Source organism: Pseudomonas sp. KU26590, from assembly GCF_026153515.1.
GTDB lineage: Bacteria > Pseudomonadota > Gammaproteobacteria > Pseudomonadales > Pseudomonadaceae > Aquipseudomonas.
Genome location: NZ_CP110644.1, coordinates 1,830,299 through 1,846,714, shown reverse-complemented (window position 1 = coordinate 1,846,714; position 16,416 = coordinate 1,830,299). Strand labels below are relative to the sequence as shown.

Below are 16,416 nucleotides of genomic sequence, written 5' to 3'. Positions count from 1 at the left end.
CTTTTGAGGGTTCGCTATTCGCTGCAGGCCATGGCGTCGGTCGGCACCTGAACCTGCTTGAGCAGATCAAGGGGCGTCATGCGTGTCAGCAAGTTGTGCAGGCTGTCACCCAATATCAGCGGCCCATACAACCCTTCTTCCCGATCCAGATGTGTTTGCTGCACCTCGCGGTAAGCCTCGGGGTAGATGCTTTTTTCGATCGGCAGCAGCCGGTCATAATGCTCCAGCAAACCGCGAAAGACGATGCGCCGCTCGGTGACGCCGCGCGTGGTGGCGATCAGTTTGATGAAGAAATCCGAGTCGCTCTGGCGCATGGCTTCATACGCGGCGTATCGCTCCGCCATCGTGTACGCGCGGGACTCGTCGAACACCACGCAGCACAGGCCCTGACGCGAGCGTGAGCCGAAGGGATTGTTGGCCGCGCGCCGGCGATTGCTCTGCGCCAGCGCGAAGGCCACCGCTCGTTCGGCTTCGTTCATACGCTCCGCGCTGCCCAGACTGGAGAGGTCATCCAGCGCGGGGGCCTGACGCCCGAGTCGCTCGACCTCCGCGCTGAAGGTGGCAAACACGCCGTGGGGCCCGAGCCATTGCTTGTGCAGCTCGCTCAACTGGTCTCGGGACAGTTGGTTTTGCTCATCGACCAATTGCTGAAACGCGGTTGGGACGTCCACATTAAAGTCTGCATCGATGCACGGTTGCTTCAAGGGCTCAGACGTTGCGATTTGAAGGGTCATCGATTTCATCCTTATTATTGATCGTTATTGTGGGTGCATCATCGCGAACACGTTGACAGGACACATCGAAGTGCTAAAACAGGGTCACAACTCAAAAGGACCGTTTATTAAGACGCAAGCATCATCACAGCAAAAAAGGGCCGACGACGGCTTTAAAAGTGCAGTCATTAAATCGAGTTAATTATGCACTTACCGCTCGGCGTAACAATCCGTCAGATGTAGGGGTGCTGCCAGTTTTTTCTTGCGTGGTGCCGAAACGTGCAGAGCGATGAGCTGCGCGCGATTGTTGACTTCGTTCTTCCTGAGCAAGGCCGACACATGGTCGCGAGCCGTGTAATCGCTGATCCCCAGCCGCTGGGCGATCGCCTTGTTGGTGTGCCCCTGGAGCACTAAATGAAGGACTTCCTGCTCTCTGGGGGTGGCTTTTTTCTGTGGTTTACGCTTGCGCTGCTCTTCTATCATTGGCCCTCAACAGTCTCCGCGACTTGCCGACCCCGGCGTTAAATCAGCCCTGGCCGTAACAGTGTTGTTATTGATTTATAACTCTCCAACCATTAGAGAATTTCCACAGTCAAGCCCGGTTAATAACCGAACAATGATAAGTAAAGTTTCCTACAAATATTAGCGAAGCATCCCTACTGAGCCCGCAGGCCATTTATCCAGGCACAACCTCAGTGCGGGGTCATGTGGATATATAACAGCGGCTCAGTTGTATAGACGGGGACAATAAACGCTGCAAATGATAATTACAATCATCTGTTACAAATCAGCGGATCAATCGTTTCAAATACAGCGGATTGCGAATCCGTGCAATTGAGTCATAAGAGGGGACGCCATTGCGGCGCCCCCGCCCTTTCAGTTTCCAGCCTGTGCCACCCGCGGATCATCGACCTGCATGCCCTTGCGCAGGCCAAAGAACAGGGCCGTCACCAGACCGACCGCGCCCATGATCACGCAATAGCCGACGCACACCCACGGGCTCCACGGCATCAAGGCGATCAGCGCCAGCGGCGTGGTGCTTGCCCACAGCGCGTAGCTGATGTTGTAGGTCAACGAGATGCCGGAGACGCGAATGTTCGCCGGAAACAGTCCGACCATGACCGAAGGCACGACGCCGACAATGCCGCAGGCCAGACCCGCCACCGCGTAAGCGAGGCTCAACGGCAGCCAGTGACTGACCAGACTGGCGTAAAGCACGCCGACGCCGACGGGCAGCAACAGGCTGTAAAGCACCACGCCACGCCAGGCGCCAATGCGATCGACCAGCATGCCGGCCAACACGCAGCCGATGTTGAGGAACACGATGCCGACGCTGCTCAGGGCGAAGGTGTCGCTGGGGCTCATGCCGAAGCGCTGCTGCATCACCGTAGGCGTGATGACCACCAGCGTCACGACAGCGGACGTCAGCACGCAGGTCAGCAACGCCGCCGGCAACAGAGATTGCCGGTGCTGGCGTAGGACAGCGCGCAGTGGCAGTTCAGTCATGCCTTCACGTTGAGCATGCATCGCCATGAACACTGGCGTCTCGCTGAGCCAGCGCCGCAGCCACACGCCGATGACGCCAAACACACCGCCCAGCAGAAACGGGATGCGCCAGGCGTAATCGAGGATTTCCGCGTGGCTGAACACTTTCGCCAGCCAGGTCGCCGTCAGTGCACCAATGAGGTAGCCGAAGGTCAGCCCGGCTTGCAGAAGGCCCAACGCATAACCGCGATGACCTTTCGGCGCGTGCTCGGCGACGAAGACCCAGGCGCTCGGCACTTCGCCGCCGACGGCCGCACCCTGAAGGATGCGCAGCGCCAACAGGATCAGCGGTGCCCAGTAGCCGATTTCGGCGTACGTCGGCATCACGCCGATCAGCAGACAGGGCAGCGCCATCATCAGAATGCTAAGGCTGAACACCCGCTTGCGACCCAGTTTGTCGGCGAAGTGCGCCATCAGAATCCCGCCCAGCGGGCGCGCCAGGTAGCCGGTGACGAAGATGCCGAAGCTTTGCAGCAGGCGCAGCCACTCGGGCATTTCCGGCGGAAAGAACAGCTGACTGAGCGTCAGGGCGAAAAATACGAAGATGATGAAATCGTAGATTTCCAGCGCCCCACCCAGTGCCGCCAGACCCAGGGTTTTGTAGTCTCCCCGGCTGATGGGTTGTGGGCGTGGTCGAAGAATGGCTGTCATGAAAGACCCCAAATCACAGGTTGAAACGCACTCGGGTGCGACAAAGGCGCGCAGGATAACAAAGCTGACGGCTTGCGGGCGGATCGCTGACGGCTGACGCGTTTCAGCAGCTGATTTAAAAATTCACCGTCGCCGAAACCCGCGCCGTACGTGGTGCGCCGAGGAACAGGTAATCGTCCCCCAGGTATTCGCCTGCGTCGCGCCAGTAGCGCTTGTCGAACAGGTTGTCGACGGTCAGGCGCAAGACCGTGTCGTAGCCCTCCATTTTCGTGCTGTAGCGACTGCCCGCGTTAAATACAGCGTAGTCATCGACTTTCACCGAGCCTTCGCGGTTGGCGAACTTGCTGGCGCTGTATTGCACGCCGCCCAACAGCGCCAGCCCCTGAATCGGCAGCGCGTAATCGGCTGACAGGCTGCTGCGGAACTTGGGCACGTTGATCGCCTGATGATCTTCGTAAGCCGCGGTGCCGCTGTCTTCAACCCGCGCGCGAATGGCCGCGACGCTGGCCGACATCTGCAGCTTCGAGGTCACGTAGCCATTGGCGCTCAGCTCGACGCCGGTGTTTTTCTGTTGGCCCTGCTGGACGAAGGTCAGGCTGCCGTCGTCGTTGGGTTTCGAATACTGATAAGCCTGACGGGTCTGGAATACGGCAGCGGTGAAACTCATGCGGCGCCAGTCGTATTTGACCCCGGCTTCCAGTTGACGAGAGATCGTCGGCGCGAGGATTTCCCCGATATTACTGTCGAACACCGACGCCGTGCCGCCCAGAGACAGCCCTTTGCTGTAGCTGGTGTAGAGCGAAACGTTGTCGATCGGTTTGTAGATCAGCGCGGCCTGGGGCAGGAAGATCGACTGCTCGGTGTGACGGTTCTCGCTGCCGTCCTCGTTGTAGGCCTTTTCGTCGAGCTTCACTTCACGCCCGCCGATCAACGTCTGCCAATGTTCGTTGAAGCTGATGCGGTCGGTGGCGAAGAGCCCGTACTGGCGGCTGTCCAGGCGCCGTTCGGTGTGGCCCACGGAAAGGTCCGATGGCGCGAAGGTGTCCGGCGTCTCGTGAATGTTGCCGGAACCGACGTATTCGCTGAAATACGGCCGGGTGTCGACCGTGCGCCGGAACGCACTGGTGCCGAAGGTCAGCTCATGCTTGAGCGAGCCGGTGTCGAACAGACCGGTCATCGACGCTTCGACTTCATCGTTGCGCCGCGTGTCGTCCGGGCTGCGGAAATCGTAGATGTCGTAACCGCCGCTGGGCGTGAAGTGCCCGGTCAGCGGCTCGGCAGGGCAGTCGCTCTGGAAATAGCAGCCGTAGGCGAACGCGCTGTAATCGTCGATGACCACGCGGCTGCGTGATGCGCTGAGGCTGGCTTTCCAGTCGTCGCTGAGGCGGTATTCGTAGCGGCCGGTCATGTTCAGCGAGTCGATGCCCACCGGGTTGGAGCCGCTCTGATAGCCCAGCAGTTTGCGCGGCGAGGCGTCATGGGGCAGCTCAGTACCGCCCAGCAGTTGATAGCCCGGCACCGAGCGCTGTTCTTTGGTCTGGTATTCGACGTCGAGTTGCAGGGTGGACTGGTCGTTGATGTTCCAGTCGAAGGCCAGGGAGGCGAAATCCCGCTGGCCATTGGCGTGCTCGACGTAAGAGCGAATGTCCTCATGGGCAAAGTTGGCGCGCAGGCCGAATTGCTTCTCGCTGCCGAACCAGCCGCCGACGTCCGTGGCGATGTAGCGCTCGCCGTGCTCGTTGGTCGAAACCGTCACCGAGCGCACGTCTTCCGGGCGTTTGGTCTTGTAATTGATCACGCCCGCAGGCTCCGACACGCCGCTTTGCAGGCCCGAGAGCCCCTTGAGCAGCTCGACCTGTTCCTTGTTTTCCAGCGCCACGTTCTGCTCGCCGGTGATGCTGCGCCCGTTGATGCGGTAGCTGTTGGCTGCGTTGAGCGAGAAACCGCGCACAACGAAATTCTCGTAATAGCCCACCGGCGCATAACTGTCGCCCACCGAGGCGTCATTGCGCAGGACATCGCTGAGCAGCCTGGCCTGCTGGTCCTTGAGCCGCTCGGCGGTAAACACCGATATCGACGCCGGCGTATCGCGCAGCGGCGCTTCGCTGAAGCCGCCCACCGACGCGCTGCTCGCCTGATAAATCGACTCCTGCTCCCCGGTCACCCGCAGCGCGTCCAGGGTCACTGGCTCGGCTTCCTGGGCCGACAGCCACGGCGAAGCGAAGGCGATACTCAGCGGCAACAACCGACGGGTGAAACCGGCAGCGGGACGGGACGAGGTGATCATCGGCGGGTGAATTCCTGGTGAGGGGCAGTCGGGCAACGAGAAACGCAGGCCAGTTCGGCGGCGCCTCTTTTACGTTCTGCGCGGCGTTTTTACAACCGGGATTGGTGCGGAATTCGGTGTGCAGGTGACTTTTGTATGACCGGCTTCAGCCGGGAAGGCTGTGGCACTGACCAAACAAATGCGTCGGATGTGCCAGCCCCTTCCCGGCTGAAGCCGGTCCTACAGTCCCTTTCTGGACGACATAGCAATTTCGAATGAGACGAGCTTTTGTGGGACCGGCTTCAGCCGGGAAGACTGCGGCATTGGCGAAACAAATGCGTTGAATGTACCGACCCCTTCCCGGCTGAAGCCGGTCCTACATCCCTTTCTGGCCGACATAGCAATTTCGAATCAGACGAGCTTTTGTGGGACCGGCTTCAGCCGGGAAGGCTGTGGCACTGACCAAACAAATGCGTCGGATGTGCCAGCCCCTTCCCGGCTGAAGCCGGTCCTACATCCCTTTCTGGCCGACATAGCAATTTCGAATCAGGCGAGCTTTTGTGGGACCGGCTTCAGCCGGGAAGGCTGTGGCACTGACCAAACAAATGCGTCGGATGTGCCAGCCCCTTCCCGGCTGAAGCCGGTCCCACCGCTGCAGTTAACAAGGCATTGGGGTGACCGTTTCAAAGCGAGCCTATTGCTCCACCTTCAACCCGACCTTCAACAGCTTTCCGTTATCCTCGTCCGTCAGCACATACACATACCCATCCGGCCCCTGCCGCACATCGCGAATGCGGGACTTGAGCTCACCGAGCAAGCGCTCTTCGTGCACCACCTTGTCGTCCTTCAGCTCCAGGCGAATCAGCTCTTCCGACGCCAGAGCGCCGATGAAGACGTTGTGGTCCCACGCCTTGAACGTGCTTGAGTCGTAGAACGCCATGCCGCTGACGCCCGGGGATTTCTCCCACACGTGGAACGGGTTTTTCACGCCCTCGACTATCTTGCCCTTTGACTCGGAAATGGGCTCGCCGCTGTAGTCGATGCCGAAGGTCGAGATCGGCCAGCCATAGTTGGCGGCGCGTTCGATGATGTTGATTTCGTCCCCGCCACGTGGGCCGTGCTCGTTGGTCCACAGCGTGCCGGTCCAGGGATTGAGCGCGGCGCCCTGTTGATTGCGGTGACCGTAGCTCCAGATTTCCGGGCGCACGTTTTGCTGGCCGACAAAGGGGTTGTCCTTGGGCACGGTGCCGTCGGGGTACAGGCGCACGACCTTGCCCTGCAGTTTGTCGAGGTCTTGAGCCGTGGCCCGGTCGTTGTTTTCGCCCAGTGCGATGAACATGTAACCGTCGCGATCAAAGACGATGCGCGAACCGAAGTGGTTGCCTACCGATAGTTTCGGCTGCTGCTGGAAGATGCGGGTGAAGCCTTCCAGCTTTGTCATGTCTTCCGAAAGCCTTGCGCGCCCCGCCGCCGTGCCGCCGGTTTTTCCGTCGCTCGCGGCCTCGGAGTAGGTCAGGTAAACCATGCGGTCTTTGGCGAAATCCGGCGACAGTTCGACATCCAGCAAACCGCCCTGCCCTTGCACCCAGACCTTCGGCACGCCGGAGATCGGCGCCGACAGTTTGCCGTCAGGCGTTACCCGGCGCAGGTTGCCGGTGCGCTCGGTGACCAGCATGCCTTGGGAGTCCGGCAGAAACGCCACGGCCCACGGATGCTGCAACCCACCGACGACCTCATCGACTGTCAGCGTGCCGCTTTCGCTCTGGTAAGTCGCAGCCGTCGCTTGCACGGAGAAGCCTAGTAACGCGGAGGCACACAGGGTCGCCAGCAAGGTTTTGCGCAGGGCGATCTTGTGAAAAGGGGTGGCACGCAACATAGGCGATTCCTTCTGAATGGGAAGAGAGGCTGGCAATAGTTTCAGTTGCTGCGGCGTTCGGTATCGCCGGAAGGCCGAGCGGGTTGCTGCCGGGTTGGATAGCCGTTGCCGATGCCACCGTTTTCAAGGGTGGGCGGCCGTGTCTGGGTCGGGCCGAGATTCGGGCCACCGACACGGGGCGCAATGGAATCGGTGCCCTGACGGCTGTTGGGGTTGGCGCGGCGAACGGCGCCGTTGTCGGGGACGTTGATCGAGCGGCTCGGATAACCGGCGGCCGCCAGAAGCGGCGGCAAGTGCGCGGTGTGATCATCGGCCTGCGCCAGCCCGGCGGACAACCAGGCGCCGAGCAAGACGACGGCGAGGCGTCGCGGAAAAGGGTTCATCATTTACCTTCTGCGGGATGGGTAACGATTCCGGTCTTTGATGGCGTTCGAGCGCGTAGGTTCGCGCCGTCATGGTGGATGAGCAACGTGTAGGACCTTTCGCTTTGTAACAAGAGTAGTCGGCGGGCATGTCGAACAGACGCCCTGGACAGGCGACGCAATGGTGTGGGTTCACGCAATCCAATGTAGGAGCGCGCTTGCCCGCGAAGGCGTTGGGTCAGATTGCATCTTCGTCACAGACACACTGCATTCGCGGGCAAGCGCGCTCCTACAAATGCGTGGCAAGGCGACATGCGGAGGCAGGACTCAACACCTCGTCGCCTGCTGCACAAATCTTCCAGACCTGCCGTAAGCTGCGCGATACGGTGGCCGAGACTGACTGCCCACCCGCACCGCCCTGGACGCCCAACCCGCACCGCCCAATCATCGAGGCCCGCGATGTCCGACCGCAACTGGATCGAGCTCAAGCAGGACGCCACGTCCGGCATCGAGACAGTGCGCGCGCATTTCGAGGGCCATGCCTACGATCCGCACTGGCACGACAGTTATCTGGTGGGCATCACCGAACAGGGCCTGCAGCAATTCAATTGCCGTCGACAGCAGCACAACAGCACGCCGGGCAAGGTGTTCCTGCTCGAACCGGGCGACATCCACGACGGCACTGCCCCGGAAGCAGGCGGCTTCACCTACCGCACGTTGTACCTGGACCCGCGCTGGCTGGACCGGGAGTTGCGCGCGCAGTTTGAAGACGCGCCGGACAACGCCCAATTGAGCTTCGCAGCCACGCTGGCGCAAGACCCGCGTCTGGCCATCGCCACCGCCAACGCCTTCGAAGCGATGCACCACGACGAACTGCGCATCGTCCGCCAGACCGCCCTGGATCACCTGCTCGCCAACCTCACCAGCCATTTGCGCTGGCGCACCCTGATCAGCCCTGATCCACGCCTGCCACTGGTGGCGCAACGGGCACGTGATTACTTACACAGCCACTTGCATCAGGACATCGGCCTGGACGATCTGGCGCAGGTGACGGGCGTTGACCGTTTCCGCCTGAGCCGCGCGTTCAAGGCCGCATTCGGCCTGGCGCCCCATGCCTACCTGATACAACTGCGCCTGACCCGCGCCCGGCATCTGCTGGCGCGGGGCGAGGCGCCTGTCAGCGTCGCGGCGACCCTGGGTTTCGCCGATCAAAGCCATCTGGGCCGCTGGTTCCAGCGCGCCTATCGCATGACCCCGGCCGACTACCGCCGACGCTGCTCAAACGTTCCAGACTGACCGCCCACCGCGCGCCGATCATTGCTCCACGACCAATGACCGCCGAGTGGCCTTATGCAAACCCTCCTGCCCTTTCTGCTGTTCGCTTTCGTCGCGTCCATCACGCCCGGCCCGACCAACATTCTGGTACTGACCAACAGCTCGCGTTATGGCCTGCTCCGCACGCTACCGATTGTCCTCGGGGCCTGCACCGGTGCGGCATTGCTAGTGCTGATGGTCGGCACCGGGCTGGGCGATGTGCTGGCCCGTCATCGGCAAGTGCAAACGCTGATGTCATGGGCCGGCATCGCCTGGCTGACCTGGCTGGCGTGGCAGATCTTCAGCGCGCCCGCCGAAGCGATCGACCCGACGCAACCCCGCAGCGGCCCGACCCTGGGCCTGTGGGGCGCGGCGAGCCTGCAACTTGTCAACTCGAAAACCTGGATGATGGCGCTGGCCGTGGTCAGCGTGTTCGCGGGGACCGACGCCGATCGCATGCTGCGGGTGATGTGGCTGTCGCTGGCGTTCTTCCTGGTGTCGATCCCGTGCATGAGCGCCTGGGCCTGCCTGGGCGTCAGCGCCGCGAAATTCTGTCGTTCGGCGCACAGCATGAAGCGCTTCAATCAGTTGATGGCGGTGCTGTTGCTGGTGTCTGCGTGGTTGACGTTGGTGGTGTGAAGCACTGGCGGCGACGCGTGGGTCGGCGTGATTTAATGCGCGTCGACTCCCTGATCCGGACTGACCATGGCTCGCTTCTACGACGCTCGCGGCAATATCTACGCGGTGATTGCTCCCGATGCCCTGCGCACCCTCGGCGTCCCCCTGCCCCAGTCACCGGCAGAAGCCGCCGCCACCCGCCAAGCCTGGGCCGCCCAGGCGGTCACGGCGATCTGTGACTGGCCCGCAGGCCAGCGTCCACCTTGCAGCAAATCTCATCGCTCGGACGGTCTTCTGGTGGGACCCTTTCAGGACACCGCGCCGTTCGACCTGTTGATCGTCAACACCGACGGCACCCTCGCTGAACGCAGCGGCAACGGCCTGACCATCTTCGCTCAATCACTGACCGACTCAACACTTATCACCGGCAGCGCGCCGTTCACCCTGCGCGTTCATCACGACAATGCTGACTCGCTCAGCCCCGTCGCAACGCAAGCGGTCTCGGCAGCAGTCGAGGATGTGAACGGCTTCTGGCTGGACATCGGCGCGCCTGGGTTCGGCCGGCAAGCCGTAGGCGCGACAGGACCCGGTGTCAGCAACGCGAGGCTCAATGGGCGCAAGGCCAACCGGGTCGAGCCCATAGCGGCCTTGCACCCGGCATGGCAGACCAGCGTGTTCGTCAGGGTGGGGAATCCGCACTGCGTCACGCTGGTGGCGGATGTCGATGAACTGCCCAGCTTCGAAGACCTTCACGAGCCCGAGTTGTACGCTGCCCTGACCCGCATCGCATTCATCGCCGGCAAATCAGGAAGCGGCGACCCCTGCCCTGGCGGGGTCAATCTGCAATGGGCTGCGCGCCTGGGACCGAACCGTATCGCGGCGCGCGTGTTCGAACGGGGCGAAGGCCCGACGGCGTCGTCGGGCACAAGCGCCAGCGCGGTCGCGTCAGCAGCGTGGTTCTGCGGGTGGGTTCAAGCGGGTCTGGTGGAAGTGGTGATGCCCGGCGGCACCGCACCGTTGCGCCTGATCGAGCGCGACGGGCAGTTGCAGCAGGTGCAGTTGTTCGGGACGGCGCGAGTCAAGGCCTGACGCTGACCTACTCGCCAATGTCCTCATTCCACAGCTCAGGCTTGTCGGCAATGAACTGCTTCATCAGTCCCACGCAGGTCTCGTCGTGCAGCACATTCACCTCCACGCCACGGGACTTGAGCAACTCTTCTTCACCCAAAAACGTCTCGTGTTCGCCGACGATGATTTTGCGGATGCCGTACAGCAGGATCGCGCCGCTGCACATCGCGCAGGGCGACAGGGTGGTGTAGAGCGTGGCTTCGCGGTAGACGCGGGCGGGTTGGCGGCCGGCGTTCTCGAAGGCGTCCATTTCGCCATGCTTGATGGCGCTGCCTTCCTGGACGCGACGATTGTGGCCACGGCCGATGATCTTGCCGTCGTGAACGATGACCGAACCGATCGGAATACCGCCTTCGTCCAGGCCCTTCTGCGCTTCATCAATGGCCGCTTGCATGAACGGGTCCATGGTCTCTCCTTTCCTTCGTGACGGGGGATGATCGAAAAAAACGCCTCAGATAAAACGTGCGCTCAAGGCTTGGCTTTTTTCAGTGCGTTGTCCAGCGCGGTGGACACGTAAACCTTGAGCAACTCGCTGGAGCGGTCCTTCATGTCAGCGCCGACATCGCGCTGCTTGTTGCGGAATTTGCTGGCCACATCTGGCGCCGGGTCGGCGGCGTCCAGTGCTTGCAGCTCTTCGGGGCTGAAGGATGCGGCGTAGGCGGTCGCGAGGTTGCGGTCCCATTCTTGCTGATACTGCGGCTGCAAACTTTGCAGTTCGTCCTGCACGATTTCCTGCGCCTTGGTGCGGCCGACGGTCTCGACGATCGTGGCGAAGGTCACCGTGTGGGATGCCACCTGATAGCCGAGCCAGCCCAGGCTTTCGCCCAGATGCCGATCCTGTACGAAGGTCAGTGCGGAATCCTTGACCACTGGCGCCGGCGGGGTCTCGCCAGCGAGTGCCACGTTCTGCAGGCCCATCACCCCCGCCAGCGTCAGCCCGAGTGACGCTTTCATCATCGTCAACGCTGTCGATCTGCAATATCCCATGTCCTCTCCCGGCGACTTTTTATCGGTGATCAACGCTTTGATTGTCTGCTGGACGCTAACAGTTGAGGGCCGAGATATCCATCAATGAGCGATCCCCGGCCGAGCAGTGCACAACGTGTAGGACCGGCTTTAGCCGGGAAGAGGCCAGCGTGTACGCCGTGAGTTCTGCATTGGAATAGCTGACGCCTTCCCGGCTGAAGCCGGTCCTACGGGGATCGCGTACCTGTTGGCCCGGCTTCAGCCGGGAAAGTCTCAAGCCAATTCTGCTGAACCACCCAGCGCCCATTGCTGCGCGGTCATGCGGTAAATCCTGACGCCCTGGCGATGATACTGGCTGTGGACGAACCCGCCGAACCCGAGCTTTTTGATCACCTTGACCGACGCGAGATTGGTCGGCTGAACGATGGCAATCAACGATGGCACCTGCAGCGCTTCAAAGCCGTAAGCCACCGCGCTGCGCGCCGCCTCGGTGCCGAGACCTTTACCCCAGAATCGGGTCGCAAGCCGGTAGCCAATCTCGATCTCGTCCTTCTCATCAACCCGCTCGGCATTGAGACCGCAGAAGCCAGCCAGGGTTGAGGTGGATTTTTCCACCACTGCCCAAGGACCAAAGCCGCGCTCACGGTAGGAGAACTGGCACCAGTCGATGAACTCACCGGTGGCCTTTTCCGACAACACGCCTGCCACCGAATGGCGCATCACCTCGGCATCGCCCAGGATTTGCGCCAGCGCGGGGGTGTCGTCCGGGGTGAGTTCGCGCAGGATCAGGCGTTCGGTGTGAAGGGGAATGAATGAGGGGTTCATGAAGGGTGACTCGTGCATGAACGGAATTGCCTGCGAGACAAGCGGCAGCCCGCTTGTCCCACGGTTTGGTGAGAAAGCGCTTACAGGCCCGCCTTCACCTTGCTGGCAACCTCAGCTGGCACCCAGGCGGTCCAGACTTCCGGGTGATCCTTCAGGAAGCTCTTCGCCACGACACTTGGCTCTTGGCGCTTCTCGCTCATCTCGCCCAGGGTTTTGTTCAACTGGTCGATAGGCAGATCCACCTTTTCGAAGAAGCTCACCAGATCCGGATACTGCTGACGGAACGGTTCCGACACGCCGATGGCCAGATGCGCAGCGAGGGAGCTGGAGCCAATCGGGTTGGGATTGCTGGCATCGGCGAGGGTTTTCCAGGCGGCTTCGTTGAACGGCGGCTCTTCCAGTTTGATCAGCTTGAAGCGACCCAGCAGCGGCGTCGGCGACCAGTAGTAGAACAACACCGGCTTGCCGCGACGGATAGACGACGCGACTTCAGCATCCAGCGCCGCGCCCGAACCGGTGCGGAAGTTCACGTAGCTGTCGTTGAGTTTGTAGGCCTTGAGCTTCTGGGTGTTGACGATCTCCGAGGTCCAGCCGGTCGGGCTGTTGAGGAAGCGGCCCTTGTCCGGGGATTCCGGGTCCTTGAACACGTCTTTGTATTTGGGCAGGTCGGACACCGATTTCAGGTCTGGCGCCAGCGGTTTGATGCCGCGCTCCGGGTCGCCCTTGATGACGAATTCCGGCACCCACCAGCCTTCCGTTGCGCCTTTGACGATATTGCCCAGGCCGTGGACCTTGCCTTCCGCCTCGGCCTTGACCCACGCAGGGCTGCGGCCCGCCCACTCTTCGCCGATCACCTGAATGTCGTTCTTCGCCAGCGCCGCTTCGAGACTGACCGTGCTGCCCGGCAGGGTGTCAGTGGGATAGCCGTATCCTTTTTCCACGATGGTGCGCAGGATTTCGGTGATCAGGCTGCCGCTCTCCCAGGTGATGTCACCGAAATGAATCGGCGCGGTTTTTTCTGCGCCGTACGCCGACCCCGTCAGGGCAGCCAGTGCCAGCAGCGAGCCGCCCAGCAATTTTTTGATTGGTGTCATGGATGTCTCTCGTCGCTCGAAGATGGGAGGAGCTCAATCGGTTTGGCACAGTGGCCAGGCACAGCGCACGCTCTATTCCAGACAAGCGCGACGGCAACAGGTTTCAGCCTGATCCATATAGTCGCTCACCGAGCGCTGGGAAATACCCAGATGCGCGGCAATTTCAGGATAGGTCAGACCGCCGCGACGCGAGAGCACAAAGGTTGATTTGATCTTCGCGGGCAGACGGTCGAGGCGGCGATCCAGACGGTCAAGCATCTGCAGCGTGGCGGCGTGGCTTTCTGCCGAGGCGTAGGGGATATCCGCTTCTTGGGACAGGCCTTGCAGATAATTGCGCTCCTGATCGCGCCGCCGCCAGCGCTCATACACCAGGCGTTGGGCGATGGTGGTGAGCAGCGCGCGCGGGTCGCGAATCGGCACGACGTTGGGCGAAGCCAGCAGTTGCAGGAAGGTTTCGGACGCAACATCTTCGGCGCTCTGCTCGGAGTCCAGCAGCCGGCGCAAGCGCAGGCACAGCCACCCATGGTGCTGCACAAACAACTCGCTGAGGTAGTGGCGATGCATCACATCGGCGCCAGCCATAAGACATCCCCTGCCCTGATCTTTTTATCGTCGGGAGTTTCCGAGAGGGCATGCTAGCAAGCGCGGTTATGCAGTAAAAATACTTAAAAGTGATTCTTATAGATCACTACGGAATAACTAGAGCATAGGTAGGCCATGGGATACCGCCTGCTGCTGATAATCCAGCAGCACCTGATAATCCGCCTCACTTGCCGGCAACACTTCGCTGATCGCCAACACGTGGGCGACATCGGGGAGTTCGTTCAGCGCCTGATTCATCGCCTCGCGGATGGCATCAGCATCGGCGCCTAGGCGGGTGATGTAGGGCAGACACGGCCCGTTCGCCGTGCGCGCAATCACCTTCACTCCGGCGACTTCCTCACTGGCGTCGCCGGTCAGGTAGTCGAAGGTCACGCTGTCGATGGCGGCCAGATCGCCATCGCCCGCTTTGATCGCGGCCAGGCTTGCGCGATGACCGCCGGTGAGCGTGACGTCAGCGAAGAACTTCCCATGCTGTTGAAACGGCGCCAAGGCGTGGCGAAACAGGTTCATGCCGGAGTTGGAATCCCGAGAATTGAGCAGGCCATGACTGCCCCTGAACTCGACGAGGGCCTGACGCGGGTCTTCTTCGCGGGCAACCAACAGGCTGCAGTGGTTGCCATCGGCACTGTGGGGCAACTGATAAACAGGACGCCCGACCACCTGCACCTGGCCCCGCAACGCCGTCATCAGCGGATAGCCGCAGGTTTGCGTGAGCAGCAAGTGCGGCGACAGCCATAGCGCCTTTAGATCCAGAGCCTGCGCATCGAGCCGCTCCACGCCGAGGATGTCCAGTACGCGGCTCAGCCACTGTTCCTGCGCCTGCTCAATGCGCGGCGGCGCGACGTACATCAACAGCTCGGCGAAGCCTTGGGGCATGTTCGGTCTTCCTCATCAGACGTGGGGTTTCAGATGTAGGGATGTTGCGGGCTGTCGATAGGATTGAAGCTGTGACGACGAAAGAGTTCCGCGTAACCGGCCACCAGAAATCCGCCGCTGCGTGCCAGCCACTGCTCGCGTCGCGCCCGATACACGACGGGCATGTGATACCACGACAAGCCGGGCAAGTCGTGGTGGACCAGGTGCAGGTTCAGGTTCAGGAACAGCCAGGCCCACGGCCACGAGGCCTCGTTGATCACCGTGCGCTCCTGCGGTTGCTCGCCGGGGCGGTGCTCGTAGTAGGAGCGAACCATCGACACCGCCAGCGCCGGCACGCTGCACAAGATCACGTAATGCACGGCCGAGATCGCGCTGTATTGCTCGATGAACAAAAACATCAGCACCAGCAGCCCGCCATGGGTCGACCACATCCCCCAGGCCTGACGTTCGCCACGCAGCAATCGCCGGGTTTCGCCGACGATCAGGCTACTCAGCGCCAACGGCACGCCAAACACCAGACGCCCGGGCGGGGTCTTGTCGAGCCAGCGCAAAATACGCATCAGCTTGCCGGTCTGTTTCCAGTGCAGCTGACTCAGGTAGCGGCTTTCCGGGTCGCGGCCGGGAACGGTCAGATCCTCGTCGCAGTGGTGCTGCATATGGGTGTCGCGATACAGGGTATACGGGTACCAGACCGCGAAGGGCGCGTAACCGAGCACCTTGTTGAGGCGCAACGAACGCGTCGGGTGGCCGTGCAGCACCTCGTGTTGCACGGACATCCACAGCACCAGTAACGGGATCATCAACAGCGTCGTCGGCCAAACGCCCAAGTGCGGACTGGCGAGCAGCAACGTCGGCCAGCCTGCGTACACACCGATCAACAGCAACCAGGTCGGCCATTCCGTGCGGCCCATAAAGCTTGCGCGCAGTCGCTTGATCTCTTCGCGCTGTGCGTCGTCCAGGTAGTGGGGCATTGCCGGTTCCTGCATTCGGGCTGATAACCGGTTGTGCAATGGCGCAGGAAAAACTTGTAGATCGATTGGTTATGACGGTAGAACGATGCGCTGGATCCACCCTCAACCCGACGCCTGCCGCACATGCCCGACATCCAGTTTTCGACCCTTCCCGATGTGCAACGCCCGTTGCTGGAGAAGTTCTACCGCGCCCATCGCTCGCCCATGCGCGCCAAGGGTGAGGCGCAGATGTGGGTGGCGCGCAGGTCGGAGATCGTTGGCGGTTTATGCCTGAAGCCTTTTACGGACGGGCACTGGTTGACCGGGCTGTTTGTTGCGCCGGCCGAGCGTGGGCGAGGTGTCGCAGCGGGGTTGATCGCGGCAGCGCTGACGTCGGTTGAAGGCAAGGTCTGGTTGTTCTGTGAGCCTGAGTTGAGCAGGTTTTATCAGCGCATTGGCTTTGTTGAGGCTCAGGATTTGCCGCAGGAACTGGCCACACGGCTGGCGCGTTATCGGCAGACGAAGGGTTTGATCTCGCTTGTGCGCAGCGCTGATTGATCGGCTGGCAGGCTTAGAACCTTTCCTGCAGTACACCAAACCAAACGTGCCATCGCAGGCCCGGCCTTGCG

Annotated in this window: 17 protein-coding genes; 4 read left to right on the top strand and 13 right to left on the bottom strand. The window is 61.5% G+C overall.

Features of this window, described 5'->3' with window-relative positions:
- Positions 1-14 precede the first annotated feature (14 nt).
- The 6 genes from OKW98_RS08340 to OKW98_RS08315 form a co-directional block, all read right to left on the bottom strand.
- Complete coding sequence (locus OKW98_RS08340) at positions 15-734, bottom strand: hypothetical protein (RefSeq protein ID WP_265388742.1); 720 nt, start codon at positions 732-734, stop codon at positions 15-17.
- A gap of 189 nt (positions 735-923) precedes the next feature.
- Entirely contained in the window at positions 924-1,196 is a 273-nt protein-coding gene (locus OKW98_RS08335) for a helix-turn-helix domain-containing protein (RefSeq protein ID WP_265388741.1), read from the bottom strand.
- Positions 1,197-1,589: 393 nt separating this feature from the next.
- A complete protein-coding gene (locus OKW98_RS08330) occupies positions 1,590-2,909 on the bottom strand; it encodes an MFS transporter (RefSeq protein ID WP_265388740.1) in 1,320 nt (439 codons plus the stop codon).
- 115 nt (positions 2,910-3,024) lie between these two features.
- Positions 3,025-5,196, bottom strand: coding sequence for a TonB-dependent siderophore receptor (locus OKW98_RS08325; protein ID WP_265388739.1), 2,172 nt, complete (start codon positions 5,194-5,196; stop codon positions 3,025-3,027).
- A gap of 673 nt (positions 5,197-5,869) precedes the next feature.
- Positions 5,870-7,051 (bottom strand): PQQ-dependent sugar dehydrogenase, encoded by a 1,182-nt coding sequence (locus OKW98_RS08320; RefSeq protein WP_265388738.1) that lies wholly within the window; start codon positions 7,049-7,051, stop codon positions 5,870-5,872.
- Between the two features lie 41 nt (positions 7,052-7,092).
- Positions 7,093-7,434, bottom strand: coding sequence for a hypothetical protein (locus tag OKW98_RS08315; RefSeq protein WP_265388737.1), 342 nt, complete (start codon positions 7,432-7,434; stop codon positions 7,093-7,095).
- 438 nt (positions 7,435-7,872) lie between these two features.
- Here OKW98_RS08315 and OKW98_RS08310 point away from each other — a divergent pair, with 438 nt between their 5' ends.
- The 3 genes from OKW98_RS08310 (at position 7,873) to OKW98_RS08300 (ending at position 10,434) form a co-directional block, all read left to right on the top strand.
- On the top strand, positions 7,873-8,709 hold the full coding sequence (locus OKW98_RS08310) for an AraC family transcriptional regulator (RefSeq protein WP_265388736.1): 837 nt from the start codon (positions 7,873-7,875) through the stop codon (positions 8,707-8,709).
- Between the two features lie 54 nt (positions 8,710-8,763).
- Positions 8,764-9,366 carry a LysE family translocator gene (locus tag OKW98_RS08305; RefSeq protein WP_265388735.1) on the top strand — a complete coding sequence of 201 codons (603 nt, stop codon included), beginning with the start codon at positions 8,764-8,766 and terminating at the stop codon, positions 9,364-9,366.
- Positions 9,367-9,432: 66 nt separating this feature from the next.
- Entirely contained in the window at positions 9,433-10,434 is a 1,002-nt protein-coding gene (locus OKW98_RS08300; RefSeq protein WP_265388734.1) for a diaminopimelate epimerase, read from the top strand.
- Between the two features lie 7 nt (positions 10,435-10,441).
- On the opposite strand, the gene OKW98_RS08295 is transcribed toward OKW98_RS08300, so the two are convergent.
- The 7 genes from OKW98_RS08295 to OKW98_RS08265 form a co-directional block, all read right to left on the bottom strand.
- On the bottom strand, positions 10,442-10,879 hold the full coding sequence (locus OKW98_RS08295; RefSeq protein ID WP_265388733.1) for a nucleoside deaminase: 438 nt from the start codon (positions 10,877-10,879) through the stop codon (positions 10,442-10,444).
- 62 nt (positions 10,880-10,941) lie between these two features.
- Positions 10,942-11,427, bottom strand: coding sequence for a hypothetical protein (locus tag OKW98_RS08290; protein WP_265388732.1), 486 nt, complete (start codon positions 11,425-11,427; stop codon positions 10,942-10,944).
- A 285-nt stretch (positions 11,428-11,712) separates the two neighbouring features.
- A complete protein-coding gene (locus OKW98_RS08285) occupies positions 11,713-12,264 on the bottom strand; it encodes a GNAT family N-acetyltransferase (protein WP_265388731.1) in 552 nt (183 codons plus the stop codon).
- 80 nt (positions 12,265-12,344) lie between these two features.
- Positions 12,345-13,358 carry an ABC transporter substrate-binding protein gene (locus tag OKW98_RS08280; protein ID WP_265388730.1) on the bottom strand — a complete coding sequence of 338 codons (1,014 nt, stop codon included), beginning with the start codon at positions 13,356-13,358 and terminating at the stop codon, positions 12,345-12,347.
- Between the two features lie 72 nt (positions 13,359-13,430).
- Positions 13,431-13,940 carry a sigma-70 family RNA polymerase sigma factor gene (locus OKW98_RS08275; RefSeq protein WP_265388729.1) on the bottom strand — a complete coding sequence of 170 codons (510 nt, stop codon included), beginning with the start codon at positions 13,938-13,940 and terminating at the stop codon, positions 13,431-13,433.
- A gap of 117 nt (positions 13,941-14,057) precedes the next feature.
- The gene (locus tag OKW98_RS08270) at positions 14,058-14,837 is read right to left on the bottom strand and encodes a phosphate/phosphite/phosphonate ABC transporter substrate-binding protein (RefSeq protein ID WP_265388728.1); all 780 of its coding nucleotides are present in this window, start codon (positions 14,835-14,837) and stop codon (positions 14,058-14,060) included.
- Between the two features lie 29 nt (positions 14,838-14,866).
- Complete coding sequence (locus tag OKW98_RS08265) at positions 14,867-15,808, bottom strand: fatty acid desaturase (protein WP_265388727.1); 942 nt, start codon at positions 15,806-15,808, stop codon at positions 14,867-14,869.
- A gap of 123 nt (positions 15,809-15,931) precedes the next feature.
- Here OKW98_RS08265 and OKW98_RS08260 point away from each other — a divergent pair, with 123 nt between their 5' ends.
- The gene (locus tag OKW98_RS08260) at positions 15,932-16,345 is read left to right on the top strand and encodes a GNAT family N-acetyltransferase (protein ID WP_265388726.1); all 414 of its coding nucleotides are present in this window, start codon (positions 15,932-15,934) and stop codon (positions 16,343-16,345) included.
- Positions 16,346-16,416: the final 71 nt, after the last annotated feature.